This window comes from Sphingobacterium multivorum (assembly GCF_900457465.1).
Taxonomy (GTDB): Bacteria; Bacteroidota; Bacteroidia; order Sphingobacteriales; family Sphingobacteriaceae; genus Sphingobacterium; species Sphingobacterium multivorum.
The window spans coordinates 69,749-91,307 of the sequence record NZ_UAUU01000008.1 but is presented as its reverse complement, the minus strand read 5'-3'; the positions used below and the strand labels follow the sequence as shown (position 1 = coordinate 91,307).

The following is a 21,559-nucleotide window of genomic DNA, read 5'->3' as shown; positions in this document are numbered from 1 at the left end:
AACATCGGCTCCCCCGCCAACAATTTCTGGACGAAATAGCGGGGAAAGCTTCGTACCTGCTTCGTACCTTATTCGGAGATACAACAGATGTTGTACAGATGTTGATCAGATTCCGACCAGCCCCTGACCAGGAATTACCTGGTCAGGGGCTGGTCAATATTTATTGCAAGATTGTCGCCTTCCGAAGCTGGTACGAAGCAGGTACGAACACGATACGAGGAAAGCCCCACTGCATCAGGCCTGCAGACACAAAAACCGATGGCTTATGAACAAAAAAATCCCCCTTGCATAGTACAAGGAGGATAAAATTAGCATATGACGATGGTTAGTTTTTATGTTTAAATGCATCCACACCACTTTGTAGGAATGCCTTGTACTCTTCTACATTGTAGTTGGCACCACTCTGGGGCACCAGTTTTTTGCCCGTCGGATCGACAATAACGTACAGCGGCTGCGAATTGCTATCGAATGTAGCCGCTTGAAAATCGCTGTTTTTCTTGCCGATGGTATTGATCTTTTTGCCACTATACTTTGAAACAAATTGTTCGTTTGCAGCCAGCTCGGTTTTATCATCCACAAAAAGTTCGGCCATCACAAATTCTTCTTTTAATAATTTTGCCACAGCTTTGTCCGTCCAGACATTCGCTTCCATTTTACGACAATTGACACAATTCCAGCCCGTAAAATCAATTAAAACAGGCTTGTTTAATTCTTTAGCCGTAGCTAAGGCCTGGTCGTAATCATAATAAGGATCAAATCCCTTAGGCGTGCCTCTGTCATGAAAAATTTCAGCATATTTTTTCACCTTTCCATCTGAATGCGCAGCAGCTCCGGCACTTACGCCCGAAGAAAGATCAAAATCTTGTGTTGCCGATGGCGGTAAAAAAGCGGAAATTGATTTTAAAGGCGCTCCCCATAAACCTGGCACCATATAGACCACAAAAGAAAAAACAACAATGGCCAAAATAGTTCGAGGAACAGACAGGAATTTCAGCTCACTATCATGGGAGAACTTGATCTTGCCAATCAGGTATAGCCCCATCAACGCAAAAATAGCAATCCATAGCGACAGGAACACCTCTCTATCCAACAAGTTCCAGTGGTAAGCTAGGTCGACATTGGATAAAAATTTCAACGCTAAAGCGAGTTCCAAAAAGCCTAAAACGACTTTTACACTATTCAGCCAACCGCCAGATTTCGGCAAGGATTTAAGCATCGAAGGAAACATCGCGAACAAACCAAAAGGAATGGCCAGGGCAATGGAGAATCCCAGCATCCCAACTGCTGGACCCAATCGCTCGCCTTTCGAAGCTGCCTCAACCAACAGTGTCCCTATAATCGGTCCCGTACAAGAAAATGAAACCAAGGACAAACTGAAGGCCATAAAGAACAACCCCACTAATCCACCTTTATCCGATTTGGCATCCATTTTATTGACAAAGGAGCTTGGCAAGGTAATTTCAAAAGCACCAAAAAAAGATGCCGCAAAGCCCACCAACAACAAAAAGAAAATGAAGTTGAAGATACCGTTGGTGGAAAGTGCATTGAGTGCATCAGACCCGAATGCGATCGTGATAATCATCCCCAGAGCCACATAAATCACAATAATAAATAATCCATATAACAGGGCTTTACTAATACCACTGGCACGACTCCCCGCCTGTTTGGTAAAATAACTCACCGTCAGCGGTAACATCGGAAAAATACAAGGCATCAATAAAGCGGCAAAACCGCCTAAAAGGCCCGCAATAAAGATACTCCACAGCGATTTTTTGCCTTCTGCCCCAGCTTTGTCTACGATTGGCCCAGCTACCGATTTCATCTGGGCGGAATCGGCTTTTACGGTAGCGGTATCTGGAGACTCCTCAAAGGACAGTGAATCGGGACTTATCGTACCATCCGTAAACTCAAGCCCCTCCAACGTGTTTGTTGTATCCGCTTGGGCAAACATTGCCACAGGCGCAACCAACAACAACAAAAGGATTAATAATTTAAAATTGACTTTCATGTTGTGTTATTCTTAGGTATAAATTGGTTTTTGAATAAATGAAACCCGAGGAGCTAGAGACTCCCCGAGTTAACTATAAACATATGAAACTAAATCTTTTTAAGCACCAAATACCGGATTTGCCAATCTGCAGATCGGTTGAAAACCCGAGAAATCAACGTCCGTAGAAAGATACCCTTCTTTTACCGGCTCCTCTTTCACCAAATCGGTACTTAGGTATTTTTTGTTATCATCACAAAGTAAGGTCACCACGACAGCTTCATCCCCCAGCTCCTGCTGTAATTTAATCGCTCCGATTACATTTGCTCCCGAAGAGATTCCAACAGCCAATCCCAATTGGCGCGATAGCTTCTGCGCCATGATAATGGAGTCGCCATCGTTGGCACATACGACCGTATCGAGTTCATCCAAATCCACAATGGCAGGAATAAACTCATCAGATATTCCCTGAATACGGTGTGAACCTACCTTATGCCCTGTAGTTAAGGTTGGACTTTCTGCCGGTTCTAGCGGATGGACGCGGACATTTGGGTTTACCTTTCTTAAGCTTCTACCCACACCATGACCGTACCACCAGTTCCCACACCAGCAACAAAAGCATCAGCAACTAAGCCCTGTTCTTCCAGTTGCTTGACAATTTCATAACCGGTGGTTTTCTCATGCGCTTCGGCATTATATTGATTCTCGAATTGTCGTGGAAGAAAAACACCACCTTTTGCAGCAAGCTCTTCACTTAAACGAATACTTCCTAAAAAACCGCCTTCTTCTTTGCTTATCAGCTGTATATCGGCACCCATACTGCGAATAATATCGGTACGCTCCTTACTCAGCCAATTGGGCATAATAATCTTTACCTGATGACCAAGTGCTTTACCGATTGCTGAAAAGGCAATCCCTGTGTTGCCACTTGTGGCTTCAATGACAACATCACTCGGCCGGATCTGACAATTCATATACGCTTTGTATAAAATATAAAGCGCCATCCGATCCTTAATGCTACCAGTCAGATTGTAGTTCTCACATTTCACGAAAATTCGTCCGGGTTTACCTTTGTAAGTATACTGTAGTTCCAACATCGGTGTATTTCCGATCAATCTCCACAGATGTTTGAATCTCTTGTCCAATGCAGGTGACAAACACGCACTTAATAATTCTTGTTCAGCCATTTCTTATAAATGATTATTCTGTTGCAAAATTGACCATTGACAAGATAATATTCAACACATCACTATAATTTCAATAAAAATTAAATTAAAAGATATAAAAACCAATAAATAATTCAGAACAATAGCGTATTTTTACAACCGTACCGAAAATATTCAGATTATGGAATTGGATGAAATAGATGTAAAATTATTACGCCTCCTACAACAAGATGCCTCCATGAGCAATAAAGCGCTATCCTTTGAACTTAACAAATCTATCGCTGCTGTTCACGAACGCGTTAGAAAGCTAAAGCGGTTGGGCTACATCAAAAAAACGGTGGCAATTTTGGACCGCCACAAGATAGGCATTGGGTTAATTTCCTTTTCTCAGGTCTTTCTCAAGGCGCATACTTTTGAAGTGTTGAATGAATTCGAAAAAGAGGTAGCTAAATTTCCCGAGGTGATGGAATGCTACCAAATGGCGGGTTCTTACGACTTTATGTTACGTATCGCAACCAAAGATATGGATGCTTATCATATTTTTCTGCGGCATCGACTGGCCGTACTACCGCAAGTAAATACCGTACAGACCTACTTTGTATTATCGGAGACAAAAAGCGAGACGGCCTACCCCCTTTAATCTTTGTCTTAAAAACCCAAGGAATATTGCTGTCATATGCAATAGCATTATTGCATATGACAGCAATGAAAAACTAATTAATCGAACAACAAGGTTCCTGTCACATTCCAGCTACTAAAACTGGTTCCTTCAGGAGCTCCCTGTGGAATCTGCACCTGCATCGTATGGTCACCTGCTTTTAAATCCCCCAGATCAATGTAGATTGGTGGTGTTACTGTGCCGGGACACCAATTGGAGCGGCTCAGATCGGATGAAGACAGACCTGTAGCAAAATTGCCTGAAGCTGGGTTCGACAAGCGATACGAGCCACAATCATTCCGCCAAGGCGTGTATTTAAAGCGTAATGAATTGTCTAGGAAAATGCGGTTTTCCTTCGGCACAAACTCATCACCGTTCCCCCAGCCTCCATGCCCTGTGGTAATGTAGCGTAATTGCACATTTTTAGCGTCCTGGTCCAAATGAAACGAAACAGTAAGACCTTTCTCCTTGTCAAACATAGATCCATACTCCTGACCGCCCATTTCCATAACGTTGGTTGTAGTAAATAAAGACATCGTCTTTTTCAGGCTGCCTTTTGAATCGGCATCGAAACCCGGATGTATTGTCAACTCCACACTCACCTCATGTCCATTTTTATCATAATTGCCAATGAAGGCGCCCACATAGACTTCCTGCTCGCTCAACAGACCAGCCAGTTCCGTTACGTCCTGACGGTACAGCACCGAGTCTTGCCAAACCTTATCCTTTAACTGAAGATAGTTAAACTGCTTAACACCAAAGGGTGTAAAGAAACGCATCAATTCAACAATAGGTTCAAAAGATGCTGTTTTTACAACGCCTTGATAAGCTTTACCATTTCCATTTTCGTACTTAGGCAGGGTACCCATACCATTTTTCATGCCATCCAAAAAGCTTTGCGCCTTGTTGGTCGGGATGATAAAAACTGATCCCGTACGGTCATAGGCATCACCTTTCGATTGTTCGACCAACTGCACAAATACATTATCGCTAGTCTTTATTTTTGGGATTTTCACCTTTTTTACCAAAACAGTCCCATTGGCAAAACGCAAAACAGAATCCGACTTTACATCATCCGCAAAACGTATGCGCTCCTTCCGAAAAACAGGTATTTGGATAAAACGATTTTTCCAGATCAGATCTTTATACGAGAGTTCATCGTACAATTTTTCATTTCCTTTTAATTGCAGTTGCTCCGGTATCGTCTTGACCTTTTCTACTTTGGTGGCAAAAGTCCGTGTATTCCCATTGCGGATCACCTCGAGTACCAAACCAAGGTCCTGACCAAGTTCCGTGGGTGCACCTTTTACCCCTAATTTATCGGTATACCAAACTTCTATTTTATTGGAATTGATACTGGTCTCCACTTTTTTGCAGGGATAGCCCAAGATTGTTTTAGTCTCGTTTGTCGTGTTAAATTTTTGCTTCGAAAGTGCGAGCGAATCTTTGGTTAGAATGATTGATCCATCTTTGAGTTTAGCAATTTTAAGTAAGGCATTGCCTCCGGAACGCTCCACCACAACCCGTTCGTATGGCGGCGCCAACTGTCCCTGCATTTCCTTCGCTGAACTGACAAAAGTCTCCTTTTCATTGGCATAGACGAGGATGGCATTTTGATTGGCAGCTGTATTCCCATTGAAACTTTGGTTATATTGAATGACATAACTCGACAGCTTTTGCGCCTGCGTCGACAATGACAAACATAAAATAGAGGTAAAAAGAATACTTTTCTTCATAGCATGTGTATTGGTTTAGATGCAAAAATAAGAAAGGCTTTAGGAATTCCTAAAGCCTTTCTTATTTTATGCTAAAACGTTTATTTGATCAACCAGATATCCAAGAGGTAGAATACCGCAAAAATCACCGAGGCATAACCATTGGTTGTCATAAAGTCACGATTGACCCGACTTAAATTAGTCGATGAAAACAGGGTATGCTGGTAAATCAGCAATGCACCGTAAAAGGCCACACCTAAATAATAAATCCAACCGATAGGCATCAAAAATGCTGGTATTAAAATAAATATAAAAGAAAACACGTGCAGACCTTCCGAAACGCGCATGGCTCCCTTCGTTCCCAACCAAACGGGTATAGAATTCAGCTGATTGGCCCGATCAAATGCTTCATCCTGCAACGCGTAAATAATATCGAAGCCGCTCACCCAGGTCAACACTGCGAAGCCATAAAGTACCGGAACAGTCGCAAACTGTCCTGTAATAACCATATATGCACCTATTGGAGCCAATCCTAGCCCTGCTCCCAATACAAGATGGCATAAGGGTGTTATGCGCTTCGTATAGGAGTAAAAAAGCACAACAAAAAGTGCAATGGGCGACAACATAAAGCAAAGAGAATTGATAAAATATGTCGCTGCGATAAAAATCAGGCAATTTACTAACGTAAAAATCAATGCATTTTTAGCAGAAATTTTTCCGGCAGGAATATCACGCATGGCCGTTCGCGGATTAATGGCATCAATATCGCGATCCAAATAACGATTGAATGCCATAGCGGCATTACGGGCCGTTACCATACACACGAGCATCAGAACCAATAATTTCCACGAAAAGGTGTAGTCCGTTGTGTGCAAAGCCAAAAAGAAACCAATGAAGGCAAATGGCAATGCAAATACACTATGGGCAAATAAAACTAAGGACAAGTATTTTTTCATCTGAACTTAAGATCTAGCTAAAATTGTTCGTTTCCTTCGGGTTCAGGGCGAACAAATCGGCCATTAACTTCATCAATAGCTTCTAAAATAGGCTCATGCCCCATTTTCTTTTCTGCTGAAGTTAGGAAAATCGGCGGCACCTCTTCAAACCATTGAAGCAATGATTTTTTAAATTTCGCAATATTCACATCGGATTTGACAGTCGATTGCTTGTCTGCCTTGGTAAAAACCAACATAAAGGGTAAACCGCATTCGCCCAACCAATAGCAAAAATCCAAGTCTATCTTCTGTGGTTCATGACGGCTATCTACCAATACAAAAACACATTGCAAATTGTCCCGATGGGTAAGATACCTGCGGATGAACTTCTCCCATTCCGTGCGACTTGTTTTAGAGGCTTTGGCAAAACCATAACCGGGCAAATCCACCAGATACCAGGTATCGTCGATGATAAAATGATTGATCAACTGAGTCTTACCAGGCTTTTGGGAGGTCTTGGCAAGTCCTTTCTTGTTGGTCATTGCATTGATCAACGATGATTTACCGACATTTGAACGTCCGATAAACGCATACTCCGGCAAATTGGGTGCAGGTAATTTGTCAACTCTCGTGTTACTGCACACGAATTCGGCTTTTTTCACTTCCATGGAACAAAGGTACGTTAAATGAATCCCTTTGACAAGATGTGTACCGCTTCTATTCCATAAAAAAGCTCCGTCTCCTATTTAATTGGCCAGGGACTAAAATGTCCCCAATTATTTTTAACTTTCACTTCAAACGATTCATCAAACAACTGAGCGCATTCCGAAGATGCACTATGCGGTTGGGTATACGTCTTATTAGCCAAATAAAAGAAGTCCTGCATGCCATAAAAAAAATAAATCTTGTAATAAGAAGTCCAGTAGGTAAAATGGAAGCATCACCAAACAAGAAATTTTTCGGAGCTGCTGTAACAATTCAGCTGCTCAAGATACTAATCACATAAATAAACGTCAGTCTTTGGGAAAAAAGGAATATTTCTAACAAACTCAAAGAACGAATTAATTAAACCTTAAAATAGATGTTACTCGAAATCAATCATGTCACCAAAGATTACGCCAATCACCGTGCATTGGACGACGTATCCATTCAAATCCCAAAGGGTAAAATTTTCGGACTATTGGGGCCAAACGGGGCTGGAAAAACGTCCCTGATCCGTATTATTAACCAAATTACCGCGCCCGATTCCGGTGAGATTTTGTTTAATGGCGAAGCGCTGGGTCCACAGCATATTGCACAAATCGGCTATTTACCCGAAGAGCGGGGGCTGTACAAAAAATGAAAATCGGCGATCAAATGTTGTATTTGGCGCAACTTAAAGGACTTTCCAAGCGAGAAGCCCTAGCACGCATCCAAGATTGGTGCCAGCGCCTGGACATCACATCCTGGTTGGACAAAAAAATTGAAGATCTCAGTAAAAGGTATGCAGCAGAAAGTACAATTTGTCGCCACGGTCATCCACCAACCACAATTGATTATCTTGGATGAACCTTTTCGGGATTTGATCCCGTCAATGCCAATATCATAAAAGAACAGATTCTCCGATTGAATCAAGAGGGGGCGACCATTATATTCTCCACACACCGTATGGAGACTGTGGAAGAAATTTGCGATAATATCGCCCTCATCAACCGATCCAAGAAAATACTCGATGGTTCCGTACAGGCGATTAAAAAAGAATACCGAAATCAAACCTATCGATTGGAATATACAGCCAATGAAGATAATTTTCTTCTATCCGAAGACAGCCTATTTAAGGTCATCACGTCCACAAAGCACGACAAAACATACAACACTACAATTCAGCTAAATAACAATATTCATATCAATAATGTCTTAATGCGTTTCTTACCCCAAATACAGCTCAACCAGTTGATCGAAATCGTTCCCTCTATGGCGGATATTTTCATTCAAAAAGTTACACAAGTCTCACCCCTATCTCAAGATCATGCATAAAATACTACTTATCATTCAACGGGAATACCTATCCCGTGTCAAGAAAAAATCTTTTATTGTCATGACTTTTGCCGTGCCCTTGTTCTTTTTTGCATTGTATGCAGGCATGTTTTATCTGACAAAAAAGAGCTTTAAAGATTCACATACCGAAGTCTTTATTTTAGATGAACAAGGCGACTTTGCGAGCAAACTCCAAAGCAATAAAAATGTAAGTTATACCATCAGTAAACTGGATCTTCAGGCACAAAAAGCTGCACTTACACAAAGCGAAGGAAAGAAGTCGATCCTTTATATTCCAAAAGATATCTTAACAAGTGAAAGAGCCGAACTGATTACTGGAGGCAAGACCAGCTTTGTCATACAGGAGATCATTAGTGGACAGTTGGAAGAAATCATCCGTGAAAAGGAATATAAAGCCAAGGGAATCGACCTGCAGATTATCCAGTCCATTAAGCCCAAAGTCAGCATCGATGCAAAAGAAATTACAGCCGACGGTGAAGAAAAGAACAGCAATACAGCCATTGCCATGGGCCTTGGTGTCGCTTTGGCCATCTTAGTCTATCTATCCCTGTTTCTCTATGGAGCCCAGGTAATGCGGGGTATTATCGAAGAAAAGAGCAATCGTATCATCGAAGTAATTATTTCCTCGGTCAAGCCCTTTCAGCTCATGATGGGTAAAATTGTTGGAATCGGTATGGTTGGACTGACACAGTTTGTCATGTGGCTTGTACTTACAGGAGGCCTATTTATAACAGCAACGCTACTGTTTGTCAATCCGCAGGACATGCAGGAAGTCGCCGCAAGCCAACCTGGAGCGGGTAATATGAGTACCGTATCAAAAGCAATGGCCCAGAATGACTCTACTGCTATCCTTACTTCGATCCAAAGCTTTAACTTCACGGAAGTCATCATCTTCTTCTTTCTGTTTTTTATTGCCGGATACCTGCTGTATAGTGCCATTTTCGCTGCTGCAGGCTCAGCTGTCGACAACGAAACAGAGGCCAATCAGTTTTCCATGCCCATTACCATGCCCTTGCTATTGACCTATATTCTTTCTTTCGGCGTCATTATCAATGATCCCAATGGACCGATTGCAACATGGTTGAGCTTTATTCCATTCACCTCACCGATCGCCATGCTCGTTCGCATACCTTTTGGTGTACCCCTATGGCAGATCCTGACCTCGTTGACCTTGCTCATACTGACCTTCTTATTGGTAACCTGGGTCGCTGCACGTATCTACCGCGTCGGGATTTTGATCTATGGAAAAAAGGCAAATCTCAAAGAAATCATCAAATGGTTCAATTACAAAAGTTAGTTATGTACTGAACTAATTACGCATGGCTGTCGGATATCCCCGATCTATGTCAGCGCTCAACTAAAAGAACGGGGCCAAATTGGCTTGCAATTTGGCCCGTTCTTTTAAGCCCCCGATTAGGATGCGATCAGATGCAATGCGATCAGATGCAATGCGATCAGCTCCTAAGGACAGCTCAATTAATATCTTAATTTCAATTTTTTAAAGACAAAATGCCACAGCCATATCGGTCCGACAAGTAAAAACTGCAGAAACTGTTGTCCTGTGATTTTCTTCTTTTCCTTTCCCTTACCGATAAACAGCGCGACAATAGATAGCAATGCGATTCCCAAACACACCCAGATGACAGCCGGGCCACCGTTCTTCTGTGCGTATTCCAGTTGCACGATAAAGAAACTCATACCCCCGATCGAGAATAATATCGCATAGGACAAGGTTGCAGACAGCTTTAAATAATAATAAATGACAATAGCAATGAAGAAAGAGCCCCAATTCAAAAACGTATGCCAATTGAGTTTGACCAAGAATTCGAACTGTGGAAATGGAATCATCCAGATGCAGCCCATGATACCAAAAAATAATAATGGTAAAAAGATGGCCTGAATCAGGCGGTTGGTCGGATCCTGAAAATTAGCATCCAGCTCCGCAAAATACTTATCTACGGGACGTAAAGGTTCGACTTCTTGAACTTTCTTCTTTTGTTTCATTCGGCAAATTTAACAAATATTGAGCATGCCTTAGGTCTTAAAAATGATAATATTCCCTATTTTTTGGTCTGCCGTAGGTCATTATCTGCTTTCAGGGCAAACAAACTCGCTTACTCCTATTCTATTCCGTAATATTGCAGCATGAAGTCTTACAAACATATCTTATTCGATCTGGACGGAACCCTGACCGACCCTGCAGAAGGGATTACAAAATGTATTGCCTATGCCTTGGAGTCCAAAGGCATCCATACAGCCGATCTGAATAGCCTCAAACCCTTGATCGGTCCGCCCCTTAAAGATTCTTTCATACATACCTTTGGATTTGGGGACAGCGAAGCAATTGCCTGTGTAGAAAAATATCGGGAGCGCTTTTCAGCCATAGGACTGTACGAGAACATCCTGTTTGATCGCATACCCGAGCTTTTAACGCTCCTGAAAACAAAAGGGTACAGCATCTATCTGGCGACCTCCAAACCCGAAATATTCGCCCACAAAATATTACAACACTTTGAAATAAATACCTATTTTGATTTTGCGGGTGGAAGCGCTTTGGACGATTCCAGACCGACCAAAACCAGCGTCATCCAATATGTCATGGAAAAGGCCAAACTAACAAATCCACAGGAATGCCTCATGATCGGCGATCGTAAACATGATCTGATTGGCGCAAGGGAAACTGCCATGGATGCTGTTGGCGTACTGTATGGCTATGGTAGCCAAGCCGAACTCGAGCAGGAGTCACCGACCTATCTCATCCAGACAGTGCCTGACCTGATCGAATTTTTCAATTAAAAAATAGGGATCCTAAATTAAAGACAATTTAGGTTGAGTCCATTTAGGTCAACTTGATTCAAGTCTAGTCTATTCAAGTTCAGTCTATTCAAGTCTGGTCTATTCAGATCAATTCCAATACAGTCTATTGACACCAATTCAAGTCCATTCACCAGGCAAGACACAAGTCAATTCAGGCTAATTCTACTCAGGCCAAGTTTATTGAGAACAGTTCAAGTCAATACCCAAACACCTTGAATAACTGAAATCATCCTGTTGAGGGAAAGCTGTAGAATTCCATAAAAAAAGCTCCAATCATTTTGATTGGAGCTTTTTTTAAGATGGATCCTTAGGATCTATTTTGCGTAAGACACCGATCTTGTCTCACGGATAACAGTTACTTTAATTTGCCCTGGATACGTCATTTCCGTTTGGATACGGTTAGAGATATCAGCAGCGAGTATTTCCGACTGCGCATCAGAGACCTTCTCACTCTCCACGATGACACGTAGTTCACGACCAGCTTGTATCGCGAAGGTCTTCTCAACCCCAGGATACGATAAAGCCAAGTCTTCCAACTCTTTTAAGCGCTTGATATAACTTTCTACAACCTCACGGCGTGCGCCCGGGCGTGCACCAGAAATCGCATCACAAGCTTGAACAACCGGAGATATTAAAGCCGTCATTTCGATCTCATCGTGGTGAGCACCAATTGCGTTACATACATCAGGGTGTTCCTTGTATTTTTCTGCAAGTTGCATACCTAAAATAGCGTGTGGCAACTCTGGATTGTCATCAGGCACTTTACCAATATCGTGTAGTAATCCAGCACGTTTCGCATGTTTAACATTCAGGCCCAGTTCTGCTGCCATTGTCGCTGCAAAATTAGCAACCTCACGCGAGTGCTGTAAAAGATTCTGTCCGTAAGATGAACGGTAACGCATACGCCCTACCATACGAATCAATTCGGGGTGCAAACCATGGATCCCCAAATCGATCGCTGTACGTTCACCGATTTCAACAATTTCATCCTCAATTTGCGTCCGTGTTTTTGCAACAACTTCCTCAATACGTGCCGGGTGGATACGTCCATCGGTTACCAAACGGTGTAAAGCTAAACGTGCGATTTCCCGACGTACAGGATCGAAACCGGATAAGATAATTGCCTCAGGTGTATCATCCACGATGATCTCTACGCCCGTTGCAGCTTCCAATGCACGAATATTACGACCTTCACGACCAATAATACGGCCCTTAATTTCATCATTTTCAATATTGAAAATTGAAACGGTATTTTCGATTGCAGATTCCGTAGCGGTGCGTTGAATCGTCTGTATAACAACCTTTTTCGCCTCTTTAGTCGCTGTCAATTTTGCCTCATCCACAATATCTTTGATTTGAATATGGCTTGTGAGCGGGCTTCTTCACGCAACGAATCCACCAATTGATTTTTTGCTTCGTCGGCAGTTACGCCAGCGATGCTTTCCAATTGCTTAATCTGTTGCAATTTTAACGCTTCTACTTCCTCGGATTTCTTTTCATTCAGTTCAACCAATTTATCCAATTGCTTTTTCCTGGTATCCACGTCCTGCTTGTCGCGGTTGATGTTTTCCAATTTTTGGTTAATTGACTGCTCTTTTTGTCTTAACGTATTTTCCTTCTGGTTGATGGCATTGTTACGTTGATTGACTTCCTTTTCATGTTCAGATTTTAATTGAAGGAACTTTTCTTTGGCCTCTAACAGGCGTTTCTTTTTAATGTGTTCCCCTTCCTGCTCTGCATCTTTCAGTATGCTATTTACCTTATCCTTGGCTTCCTGTTCTTGCTTTTTAAACAACAAAACCAATAGATAACGACCTATAACAACACCAACAATCAGAGAAATTATGCTATAAATTGCGATGTCCATGTATGTATAATTGTATTATTATGTTTGTTTTTATTAATTATATTCAAATTCCAGTAAAATCATGAATCGTCCTATTCCCCTTCTTTGGTATGCACCAATGTGGCGAGCCTGATAAGCTCATAAGACTTCATGACAAAAAAAAACCGCAATTAAATTTAAACAGGTCTCATGTATTATTAAACTTCGTGATTACATAATTAGGCTTAGATTATGACCCAGATGGCTTTCGCAAAATGGCCTATATCTTTTTGCGCCTGTAATATTGAAGCGTTAAGTTTAAAATAGTGACAACCCGAATTTAATTGCGGCAAATTCGTCGTTTAAGCTCTAAATATAAAGAACGTAAATTTATTTTTTAAAGAAATCCGTCAACAACTGATCAAGTTCCTGTATTGAATTTTCCAAGCCCACTTCGTGGTTTTGGGACTGCCGCTCTGCATTAAGCATACGCGTCGCAAATTGCAATACACACATGGACAACAAATCCTGCTTATCTCTCACAGTATAGTTTTCCTGCAATTCCTTTACTTTTTCATTTATCAATTTCGCAGCATGTCGAATTACTTCTTCTTCCGCGCTCTCCACCCGAAGGGGATAAACACGATCTGCGATATTTATTTTTATGGAAATCTCTCCCATTTCTTTGAGCTTTTTTAACGTTGTATTAGTTTGAATCCGATAACACTTCTCCCAACTATTTCAACAAACTAATACATTTGTCTATTTCCCGCACAAAATCGTTAATTTTTTGTTTTGTGTCAAGTATTTTTTCATTAATTGCTTCCTTATCCGTTTCAGAATCTAACGTGCGGGCAACTGCCAACGCTTTGACCTTCTCTTCCAACTGCTTGCTCTTATCGTTGCTCGCATCGAAAGCCACTTTTAAGGATTGTACCTCTAATTTAAGCAAATCATTTTCTTCTTGCAAGACTTCGCACAATTGAATTAAATTTTTCGTTTTCTCAACGATCAGATTCATTTGTGAAGACAATGTTGCCATAGTATAAATTGAATATTACCAATTAATGTTGTATCTCTCGTTAACCACGCACTTCCGCGCCTAGTTCCTTCTCAAAATTAACAATTAATTTTTGAACTATCGCATCAATTTGCTTATCCGTAAGTGTTTTTTTCTTCATCCTGCAAGATAAAGCTCAGAGCATAAGACTTTTTCCCTTCCGGAATTTTATCACCTTTATACACATCAAACACATTTACCTCCTTCAAAAGCTTGCGTTCGGTCTTTTGAGCAACAAATTGTAGCTTATCGAAGCTCACATTTTCATCGATCAAGAGCGACAAATCTCTGCGCACAGCCGGGAATTTGGAAACTTCTTTGTATTGAATGCTATTCTTACGAATAATTTTCATCAAAACATCCCAGTCAAAATCAGCAAAGAAAACCTGACCTTCAACATCTGCTTTTTTCAAATCTGCGTTCGCGATTGCACCAAAAGAAACTAAACATTTCTGCCCTTTCATATAGTTCAAACCATAGGCGAAATGTGTACTTGTAGCATCTTGTATCTGAATTCCTTCAATTTTCAAGCGTTTGACAAGCGTATCTACAGCCGCTTTAAGGTTATAGAAATTAACCGCGTCTTTTTTGCTGTTCCATTGCTCAGCTTCATTTTTACCTGCCATGGCAAAAGCCAGATGCTGCGTTTCTTTATAGCCTTCACCATCCAGCACATAAGTTTTACCGAATTCGAAGAACTTCAGGTCAAAGTTTCTTCGTTTTTGGTTATATTCAATCGCACTCAAAACAGAAAAAACCATATTTTGACGCATTGTATCCAAATCCGAGCTCAATGGATTATACAATTTGACCGCCGTTTCGCTATCATCCGCATAATCCAGCTTCGTTAGGGAGTTGGACAGAATTTCACGAAACCCATTGGCGATGAGCAGATCAGCCAATTGATTTAAGACAACTTCCTTATCCGGCTTCTCAACCGTATTTAAAGAGGCCTTAATTTGTGACTTCAACTCGATATTGTTATAACCATAAATCCGCAACACTTCTTCCACAACGTCTACCTCGCGTGTGACATCAACGCGGTATGCAGGCACCAACACATCAAGTCCTGTTTCAGTTTCTGAAGCGACTTCAATGCCAAGAGCGACAATAATGGATTTAATTTCTTCATTTGGGATCGCCTGACCGATCAAACGAACCACATTCGCATAGCTCACGTGAAATGAAAACGGGTTAATCACCACGGGATACTCATCTTTTAGCGTCGATGAAATCGTTCCACCCGCAATTTCCTGAATCAATAAAGCTGCGCGCTTCAAGGCTTCAACCGTAATATTCGGATCGGTACCACGTTCGAAACGGAAAGAGGCATCTGTTTTTAAGCCATGTCTTTTGGAGGTCTTCCGTACAGAAACAGCATTGAAATAGGCCGACTCCAAAAATACATTGGTCGTTTCGGCTGATACACCCGAATGTGCTCCACCGAAAACACCCGCAATACACATTGGTTTTTCAGCATCTGCAATCACCAAGTCGTCTGCAGACAAGGTACGCTCCACACCATCCAGCGTAACAAATTTTTCACCCTCAGTCGCCAAACGAACAATGACTTTATTTCCCGCAATTTTATCAGCATCAAAAGCATGCAGTGGCTGACCTAAATCGTGTAGTATATAATTGGTAACATCGACAATATTATTGATCGGACGAACACCGATAACATTTAATTTCTCTTTTAACCAATCGGGAGATTCGCCAACGCGAACACCGGTAATATTGATACCACTATAACGTGGGCTTGCCTGAGCGTCTGCAACAATCACTGTCGTTCCCTCCGCCTCAGCAGCCTTAAATGCAGAAACATCTGCCTTTAACACGTGTGTACGAAAATGTGCCGCAATATCTCTTGCAACGCCTAAATGCGAAGCAGCATCTGCACGGTTTGGTGTTAAGCCAATTTCATAACGGTAATCATCCTGGATATTGAAATGATCTTTCACTAAGGTCCCCACAGCAACGTCAGCTGGTAATTCAACGATACCGGCATGAGATGTACCCAAACCGATTTCATCTTCTCCACATAACATACCTTCGGAAACTTCACCACGAATTTTAGATTTGGTAATTTTAAAAGGCTCTCCGGTAAGCGGATGGCAAGTAGTACCTACTGTAGCAACAATAACTTTCAATCCTGTACGACAGTTTGGTGCACCACATACAATGTGCAATAACTCCGGTCCACCGACATCAACAGTGGTTACTCTTAATTTATCGGCATTAGGATGCTGTTCACAAGTTTTCACTTCACCAACAACCAAACCATCCAATCCACCTGGGATACTCTGCACGACGTCCAAAGCTTCTACTTCCAATCCTGTATTTGTTAAGATCAGCGATAGTTCCTCCGGTGTCGAATCTATATTAACGTGTTGTTTTAACCAATTATATGAAATATTCATCTCGAATCTGATTTGATGCACAAACTTAGATAAATTTGAGTTTATATCCAACGTCAATTTGCCGATCATCGCCGGAAGTCCTGAATTTGAAGATAGCTGGCAGCCCCTATCCTCACCGGCTGTATGACAAATTACCATATGATCTAAGGGGTTGTTGGGCTTCGGCGAACAAACCGACTTGCCACAGGGCGTTTTTCTTGCGCTATTGCTTATGCTTTTTCAGGTTTTCCGCATGGACAAGGTGCTTTGGGCTTTAGTCGGCACATCGTTGGCCTTGGTTCGGGGCAGCTTCGGGACATGGCCTGAACATGGTCGGGATTGCTTCGCCTGCTGTTCGGCCGTTGTTCGGCTCCTTGCCGAAGCGGACCCGAATCTTTCCCGAAGCCCAGTCGAAGCCCAGCCGAAGCTGTCTCGAAGCTGTCCCGAGCCGTTCCCGAAGCAATCCCGATCCGTTGCCGAATAGCGTACGGATTTGAACGGACTTGAGCGGATTTAAAGGGAATTAAACGGACTTTAGGCATATACACTCCGCTCTTGAATAAGCAAGCCCAACACAATTTCATAAAAAAAGCCTTATCAAATTGTACCAATTTTTATCCTTTTTATGTCCAATCTTAAAGACCTATTTTTTAATCAAAAATCCAGTCATTTCCATAAAAATAATATGTAACTTTGTGCTTTAATTTGAAGAACGTTCAAAACAAACATTTATAATGATTCATTTCTTTGAGAACCCATCGAACACTGTATATGGTGTTCAAAGCGTAAACTCTTTATCACAAGAAGACATTACTAAACTCAACTGGCTATTCGGCAACGCCAAAAAACTAGACGACCAAAACCTTAACCATTACTTTGTAGGACCCCGCGCCGCGATGGTTACTCCCTGGAGTACCAATGCAGTAGAAATCACGCAAAATATGGGAATTGCAGGAATTGTTCGTATAGAAGAATTTCAACCGGTACCAGCGGATTTCAATGACTTCGATCCAATGATTTCACAAAAGTTCAGTATGTTGACACAGGACATGTATACCGTCAACATTACACCTGAACCGATATTGGAAATTGAAGACATCGAGGCCTACAACAAATCTGAGGGCCTAGCGCTAAATCCAGAAGAAGTAGATTACCTCAATAACCTTTCGACCAAATTGGGTCGTCTGCTTACAGACTCGGAAGTATTCGCTTTTTCGCAAGCGAATTCTGAACACTGTAGACACAAGATTTTCAATGGTACCTTTATCATTGATGGCGAAGAGCAACCCACTTCCCTCTTTAAATTAATTAAAAAGACTTCTGAAACCAATCCGAACGAGATTGTTTCTGCTTATAAAGATAACGTTGCCTTTGTCAAAGGTCCACGTGTCACACAATTTGCACCTAAATCGGCCGACAAACCTGACTTTTACGAAGAGAAAGCATTTGATTCGGTTTTATCCGTAAAAGCTGAAACACACAATTTCCCGACTACTGTAGAACCATTTTCGGGTGCTGCAACTGGGTCAGGTGGTGAAATCCGCGACCGTATGGCCGGTGGCCAAGGAGCGATTCCATTGGCGGGTACTGCCGTATACATGACTGCTTATTCGCGATTGGAACAAAATAAATTGGACCTTCAGGCAGGAACAGTTACTGAACCGGCAAAGGAACTCAACAAAACGCGGCCATGGGAAAATGCGATGCAAGAGCGTCAATGGTTGTACCAGACCCCGGTTGACATCCTGATTAAAGCTTCCAATGGTGCTTCTGACTTCGGTAATAAGTTTGGTCAGCCCTTAATTACAGGTTCTGTATTGACCTTCGAACATGAAGAGGATGGCCGTAAACTTGGTTACGACAAAGTCATTATGCAAGCGGGTGGTGTTGGTTATGGAAAACTGGATCAAGCGAAAAAACATACGCCGAAAACTGGCGATAAAGTTGTTATCCTAGGTGGAGAAAATTACCGAATCGGCATGGGTGGCGCTGCTGTATCTTCTGCAGATACAGGGGCATTTGGTTCTGGAATTGAGCTTAATGCCATTCAACGTTCCAATCCCGAAATGCAAAAACGTGCAGCGAATGCTGTTCGTGGCTTAGTAGAGTCTGATTCATAACCCTATTGTCTCTATCCACGATCATGGTGCAGGTGGCCACTTAAACTGTTTATCTGAACTTGTTGAAGAGACCGGCGGCTTGATTGACCTGGATGCACTTCCTGTAGGCGATCCTACACTATCCGCAAAAGAAATTATCGGTAATGAATCGCAAGAACGTATGGGACTTGTCATCGCCGAAGATGATATTGACACCTTAAAACGTGTTGCCGATCGCGAACGTGCACCAATGTACACCGTAGGTGATGTCACTGGCGACCACCGCTTTACTTTCGAATCAAAAAGTACGGGTGAAAAAACCAATGGATTATGCCCTTGAAGATTTCTTTGGCTCATCGCCAAAAACTTTCATGCGCGATAAAACCGTAGTTCGCAACTACGCTGATCTTGCTTATGATGCAGCTAATATTCCAAGCTACTTAAACCAAGTATTACAACTGGAAGCGGTTGCTTCCAAAGATTGGTTAACCAATAAAGTAGACCGTTGTGTTGGTGGCCGTGTTGCCAAACAACAATGTGCGGGTCCATTGCAATTGCCGTTGAATAACGTCGGTGTCATGGCATTGGATTATAAAGGTAAAGAAGGTATTGCGACAACAATAGGTCACTCCCCTGTGGCTGCCTTAGTGGATCCGGCTGCGGCAAGCAGAACGGCTATTGCGGAATCGCTTTCCAACATCGTATTTGCCCCAATCAAAAATGGTCTTGCAGGAATCTCCCTATCGGCCAACTGGATGTGGGCAGCCAATAATGAGGGTGAAGATGCCCGCTTATACCAAGCTGTTAAAGCATGCTCGGATTTTGCCATTGCATTGGGAATCAATATCCCCACGGGAAAAGATTCTTTGTCGATGAAGCAAAAATATCCAAACGGCGAAAACGTCATTGCCCCTGGCACATTGATCATTTCTGCCGCAGGAAACTGTACTGATATCACCAAAGTGGTTGAACCTGTGCTAAACAAAACAGCCGGATCGATCTATTACATCAACTTATCAAAAGATCAGTTCAAATTAGGCGGTTCGTCATTTGCACAAATCATCAATAAATTAGGTACTGAAGTACCGACCATTCAAGATGCTGCTTACTTTAAAACAGCATTCAATACCGTACAGCAATTAATTCAAGAAGGACAGATCGAAGCTGGTCACGACGTCGGATCGGGTGGCTTGATTACCACCTTATTGGAAATGACCTTTGCCGATGTTAATCTTGGTGCCAATTATGACCTTTCGGCATTACATGAATCGGATAGCGTAAAAGCCTTCTTTAATGAGAATATCGCAATTGTCCTTCAAGCAAAAGACGACGCTGCTTTCGAAGCAATCGTGAAAGATGCCGGTGTAAACGCGGTTAAAATTGGTCAGGTGATCGAAGGTAATACAGTGACGATTAAAAATCAAGAAGCGGTATTCAGCTTTGATGTAACAGCAACACGTGATGTATGGTTTACGACATCCTTCCTTTTGGATTCCAAGCAATCTAAAAATGGAACTGCACAACAACGTTTTGATAATTATAAACACCAACCCCTAGCCTTTACTTTCCCAAGTCAATTTGATGGTAAGAAACCAAAAATCGACGAAACTAAAGCACGTCCGAAAGCGGCAATCCTTCGTGAGAAAGGTTCCAACTCCGAACGCGAAATGGCAAATGCCATGTTCTTGGCAGGCTTTGATGTGAAAGATGTTCACATGACCGATTTGATCACTGGTCGTGAGACATTGGAAGACATCCAATTTATCGGTGCCGTCGGAGGCTTCTCGAACTCAGATGTATTGGGTTCGGCAAAAGGTTGGGCCGGTGCTTTCCTTTACAATGAAAAAGCGAAAAAAGCCTTAAACGACTTCTTTGCTCGTCCGGATACACTTTCGGTTGGTATCTGTAATGGATGTCAGTTATTTATGGAACTTGAAATGATCAATCCTGAGCATGAAATCCATGGAAAAATGCTACACAATACTTCAGGGAAACACGAGTCAAACTTTGTGTCTGTAAAAGTTCAGGAAAACAATTCGGTCATGTTATCGACACTAGCGGGAAGTACCTTAGGGGTTTGGATTTCACACGGAGAAGGAAAATTCAACCTTCCGTATGCGGAAGAGCAATACAATATCGTGGCAAAATATGCTTATGAGCAATATCCGCATAACCCAAATGGTTCGGACTATAATACAGCAATGGTCTGCGATAAGACTGGACGCCACTTGGCTACGATGCCACATATTGAGCGTTCGGTGTTCCAATGGCATTGGGCAAATTATCCAAAAGGTCGTCAGGACGAAGTTTCTCCTTGGATTGAAGCATTCGTTAATGCACGTCAATGGATTGACGAGCAAGGCAAATAAAAAAAGAAAAACTCCTTCATGTATGAAGGAGTTTTTTTTAGATATCCCTTTTGTATCCTGGTTTGTTCATCATTTGATCTAGGGAGTATTTTCCAGAGCCCATGACCATAAAAAAAAGATCAGCAAAAAGAATACGACTATAGAAAGCCACAATTCGGAATTCAAATAACTAAACCCGTGGGTGATATTAACAAAAAATACAGCCCCTACCAATACCGGAAATAATAGTAATGAGGCTAAACGGGTTTGAAAACCTAAGATAAGGAACAGCCCGCCTACCAAATGGGTAAAAACCACATAGTGAAACGCACCCCACGATGATAAGTGGAAACCACTTTGCTCAATCATGTGTTGAACAACATCCCTATCATTTACGAAACTTACACCTTTGGCAAAAATAACGATCCCTAAGGCTATTCTTAGGTAATCGATCCATTGTGGGTGATGTGCATCGCCCCAATGCTCAATTTTGTGTATCAGGTTCATAACATA

Annotated in this window: 18 protein-coding genes and 3 pseudogenes; 9 read left to right on the top strand and 12 right to left on the bottom strand. The window is 42.0% G+C overall.

Features of this window, described 5'->3' with window-relative positions; all coding sequences use genetic code 11:
- Nucleotides 1–325 precede the first annotated feature (325 nt).
- Together DTA23_RS08840 and DTA23_RS08835 are read right to left on the bottom strand one after the other, a co-directional pair.
- Nucleotides 326–2,008 carry a protein-disulfide reductase DsbD family protein gene (locus DTA23_RS08840; protein ID WP_112374461.1) on the bottom strand — a complete coding sequence of 561 codons (1,683 nt, stop codon included), beginning with the start codon at nucleotides 2,006–2,008 and terminating at the stop codon, nucleotides 326–328.
- A 99-nt stretch (nucleotides 2,009–2,107) separates the two neighbouring features.
- Nucleotides 2,108–3,084, bottom strand: a pseudogene (locus DTA23_RS08835) (PLP-dependent cysteine synthase family protein).
- Nucleotides 3,085–3,334: 250 nt separating this feature from the next.
- Here DTA23_RS08835 and DTA23_RS08830 point away from each other — a divergent pair.
- On the top strand, nucleotides 3,335–3,793 hold the full coding sequence (locus DTA23_RS08830) for an Lrp/AsnC family transcriptional regulator (RefSeq protein WP_046675839.1): 459 nt from the start codon (nucleotides 3,335–3,337) through the stop codon (nucleotides 3,791–3,793).
- 77 nt (nucleotides 3,794–3,870) lie between these two features.
- On the opposite strand, the gene DTA23_RS08825 is transcribed toward DTA23_RS08830, so the two are convergent.
- The 3 genes from DTA23_RS08825 to yihA all read right to left on the bottom strand — a co-directional run bounded on the left by DTA23_RS08825 (nucleotide 3,871) and on the right by yihA (nucleotide 7,129).
- The gene (locus DTA23_RS08825; protein ID WP_112374460.1) at nucleotides 3,871–5,547 is read right to left on the bottom strand and encodes a PNGase F N-terminal domain-containing protein; all 1,677 of its coding nucleotides are present in this window, start codon (nucleotides 5,545–5,547) and stop codon (nucleotides 3,871–3,873) included.
- A gap of 80 nt (nucleotides 5,548–5,627) precedes the next feature.
- Nucleotides 5,628–6,482: a UbiA-like polyprenyltransferase gene (locus tag DTA23_RS08820; RefSeq protein WP_112374459.1), complete on the bottom strand. Its 855-nt coding sequence runs from the start codon at nucleotides 6,480–6,482 to the stop codon at nucleotides 5,628–5,630.
- A gap of 17 nt (nucleotides 6,483–6,499) precedes the next feature.
- Nucleotides 6,500–7,129 (bottom strand): ribosome biogenesis GTP-binding protein YihA/YsxC, encoded by a 630-nt coding sequence (gene yihA, locus DTA23_RS08815; RefSeq protein ID WP_046676372.1) that lies wholly within the window; start codon nucleotides 7,127–7,129, stop codon nucleotides 6,500–6,502.
- 413 nt (nucleotides 7,130–7,542) lie between these two features.
- Here yihA and DTA23_RS28795 point away from each other — a divergent pair, with 413 nt between their 5' ends.
- The 4 genes from DTA23_RS28795 to DTA23_RS08800 are packed head-to-tail and all read left to right on the top strand — an operon-like array spanning nucleotide 7,543 to nucleotide 9,795.
- Nucleotides 7,543–7,803: an ATP-binding cassette domain-containing protein gene (locus DTA23_RS28795; protein WP_256603184.1), complete on the top strand. Its 261-nt coding sequence runs from the start codon at nucleotides 7,543–7,545 to the stop codon at nucleotides 7,801–7,803.
- A complete protein-coding gene (locus DTA23_RS28790; RefSeq protein WP_256603183.1) occupies nucleotides 7,800–8,009 on the top strand; it encodes a hypothetical protein in 210 nt (69 codons plus the stop codon). Before DTA23_RS28795 ends, DTA23_RS28790 begins: the two co-directional genes overlap by 4 nt.
- A 57-nt stretch (nucleotides 8,010–8,066) precedes the next feature.
- A complete protein-coding gene (locus DTA23_RS28785; protein WP_256603178.1) occupies nucleotides 8,067–8,477 on the top strand; it encodes an ATP-binding protein DrrA1-3 family domain-containing protein in 411 nt (136 codons plus the stop codon).
- The gene (locus tag DTA23_RS08800) at nucleotides 8,470–9,795 is read left to right on the top strand and encodes an ABC transporter permease (RefSeq protein WP_112374458.1); all 1,326 of its coding nucleotides are present in this window, start codon (nucleotides 8,470–8,472) and stop codon (nucleotides 9,793–9,795) included. The genes DTA23_RS28785 and DTA23_RS08800 overlap by 8 nt, the downstream gene beginning before the upstream one ends.
- A gap of 179 nt (nucleotides 9,796–9,974) precedes the next feature.
- On the opposite strand, the gene DTA23_RS08795 is transcribed toward DTA23_RS08800, so the two are convergent.
- On the bottom strand, nucleotides 9,975–10,502 hold the full coding sequence (locus DTA23_RS08795; RefSeq protein ID WP_046675834.1) for a DUF962 domain-containing protein: 528 nt from the start codon (nucleotides 10,500–10,502) through the stop codon (nucleotides 9,975–9,977).
- 141 nt (nucleotides 10,503–10,643) lie between these two features.
- Between DTA23_RS08795 and DTA23_RS08790 the strand changes: the two genes are divergently transcribed.
- Nucleotides 10,644–11,294: an HAD-IA family hydrolase gene (locus DTA23_RS08790; RefSeq protein WP_112374457.1), complete on the top strand. Its 651-nt coding sequence runs from the start codon at nucleotides 10,644–10,646 to the stop codon at nucleotides 11,292–11,294.
- Nucleotides 11,295–11,629: 335 nt separating this feature from the next.
- Here the strand turns inward: DTA23_RS08790 and rny are convergent.
- The 5 genes and pseudogenes from rny to DTA23_RS26910 form a co-directional block, all read right to left on the bottom strand.
- Nucleotides 11,630–13,182, bottom strand: a pseudogene (rny, locus tag DTA23_RS08785) (ribonuclease Y).
- Nucleotides 13,183–13,530: 348 nt separating this feature from the next.
- Complete coding sequence (locus DTA23_RS08780; RefSeq protein WP_112374456.1) at nucleotides 13,531–13,821, bottom strand: cell division protein ZapA; 291 nt, start codon at nucleotides 13,819–13,821, stop codon at nucleotides 13,531–13,533.
- 55 nt (nucleotides 13,822–13,876) lie between these two features.
- A complete protein-coding gene (locus DTA23_RS08775) occupies nucleotides 13,877–14,182 on the bottom strand; it encodes a hypothetical protein (RefSeq protein ID WP_046675830.1) in 306 nt (101 codons plus the stop codon).
- Nucleotides 14,183–14,222: 40 nt separating this feature from the next.
- Nucleotides 14,223–16,620, bottom strand: a pseudogene (gene pheT, locus DTA23_RS08770) (phenylalanine--tRNA ligase subunit beta).
- A gap of 209 nt (nucleotides 16,621–16,829) precedes the next feature.
- Nucleotides 16,830–17,141, bottom strand: coding sequence for a hypothetical protein (locus DTA23_RS26910; RefSeq protein ID WP_146753039.1), 312 nt, complete (start codon nucleotides 17,139–17,141; stop codon nucleotides 16,830–16,832).
- A gap of 192 nt (nucleotides 17,142–17,333) precedes the next feature.
- On the opposite strand from DTA23_RS26910, the gene DTA23_RS31060 reads away from it, so the two are divergent.
- The 3 genes from DTA23_RS31060 to purL are packed head-to-tail and all read left to right on the top strand — an operon-like array spanning nucleotide 17,334 to nucleotide 21,067.
- The gene (locus DTA23_RS31060; RefSeq protein ID WP_502263820.1) at nucleotides 17,334–18,719 is read left to right on the top strand and encodes a phosphoribosylformylglycinamidine synthase-related protein; all 1,386 of its coding nucleotides are present in this window, start codon (nucleotides 17,334–17,336) and stop codon (nucleotides 18,717–18,719) included.
- Nucleotides 18,709–19,038 (top strand): AIR synthase-related protein, encoded by a 330-nt coding sequence (locus DTA23_RS31055; RefSeq protein WP_502263823.1) that lies wholly within the window; start codon nucleotides 18,709–18,711, stop codon nucleotides 19,036–19,038. Before DTA23_RS31060 ends, DTA23_RS31055 begins: the two co-directional genes overlap by 11 nt.
- Nucleotides 19,022–21,067 carry a phosphoribosylformylglycinamidine synthase gene (gene purL, locus DTA23_RS31050; protein ID WP_502263819.1) on the top strand — a complete coding sequence of 682 codons (2,046 nt, stop codon included), beginning with the start codon at nucleotides 19,022–19,024 and terminating at the stop codon, nucleotides 21,065–21,067. Before DTA23_RS31055 ends, purL begins: the two co-directional genes overlap by 17 nt.
- Before the next feature lie 78 nt (nucleotides 21,068–21,145).
- Here purL and DTA23_RS08755 read toward each other — a convergent pair whose 3' ends face one another.
- Nucleotides 21,146–21,553: a DoxX family protein gene (locus tag DTA23_RS08755; RefSeq protein WP_317195278.1), complete on the bottom strand. Its 408-nt coding sequence runs from the start codon at nucleotides 21,551–21,553 to the stop codon at nucleotides 21,146–21,148.
- Between the last annotated feature and the right edge of the window lie 6 nt (nucleotides 21,554–21,559).

Excerpts from the sequence above, each read along its gene's own strand:
- purL (WP_502263819.1), top strand. The coding sequence starts at position 19,022 with ATGGATTATGCCCTTGAAGATTTCTTTGGCTCATCGCCAAAAACTTTC.
- DTA23_RS28795 (WP_256603184.1), top strand. The coding sequence starts at position 7,543 with ATGTTACTCGAAATCAATCATGTCACCAAAGATTACGCCAATCACCGT.
- DTA23_RS08780 (WP_112374456.1), bottom strand. The coding sequence starts at position 13,821 with ATGGGAGAGATTTCCATAAAAATAAATATCGCAGATCGTGTTTATCCC.
- DTA23_RS08820 (WP_112374459.1), bottom strand. The coding sequence starts at position 6,482 with ATGAAAAAATACTTGTCCTTAGTTTTATTTGCCCATAGTGTATTTGCA.
- DTA23_RS08775 (WP_046675830.1), bottom strand. The coding sequence starts at position 14,182 with ATGGCAACATTGTCTTCACAAATGAATCTGATCGTTGAGAAAACGAAA.
- DTA23_RS08840 (WP_112374461.1), bottom strand. The coding sequence starts at position 2,008 with ATGAAAGTCAATTTTAAATTATTAATCCTTTTGTTGTTGTTGGTTGCG.
- DTA23_RS08825 (WP_112374460.1), bottom strand. The coding sequence starts at position 5,547 with ATGAAGAAAAGTATTCTTTTTACCTCTATTTTATGTTTGTCATTGTCG.
- DTA23_RS26910 (WP_146753039.1), bottom strand. The coding sequence starts at position 17,141 with ATGCCTAAAGTCCGTTTAATTCCCTTTAAATCCGCTCAAGTCCGTTCA.
- DTA23_RS31060 (WP_502263820.1), top strand. The coding sequence starts at position 17,334 with ATGATTCATTTCTTTGAGAACCCATCGAACACTGTATATGGTGTTCAA.
- DTA23_RS08795 (WP_046675834.1), bottom strand. The coding sequence starts at position 10,502 with ATGAAACAAAAGAAGAAAGTTCAAGAAGTCGAACCTTTACGTCCCGTA.
- yihA (WP_046676372.1), bottom strand. The coding sequence starts at position 7,129 with ATGGAAGTGAAAAAAGCCGAATTCGTGTGCAGTAACACGAGAGTTGAC.
- DTA23_RS08790 (WP_112374457.1), top strand. The coding sequence starts at position 10,644 with ATGAAGTCTTACAAACATATCTTATTCGATCTGGACGGAACCCTGACC.
- DTA23_RS28790 (WP_256603183.1), top strand. The coding sequence starts at position 7,800 with ATGAAAATCGGCGATCAAATGTTGTATTTGGCGCAACTTAAAGGACTT.
- DTA23_RS08830 (WP_046675839.1), top strand. The coding sequence starts at position 3,335 with ATGGAATTGGATGAAATAGATGTAAAATTATTACGCCTCCTACAACAA.
- DTA23_RS08755 (WP_317195278.1), bottom strand. The coding sequence starts at position 21,553 with ATGAACCTGATACACAAAATTGAGCATTGGGGCGATGCACATCACCCA.
- DTA23_RS08800 (WP_112374458.1), top strand. The coding sequence starts at position 8,470 with ATGCATAAAATACTACTTATCATTCAACGGGAATACCTATCCCGTGTC.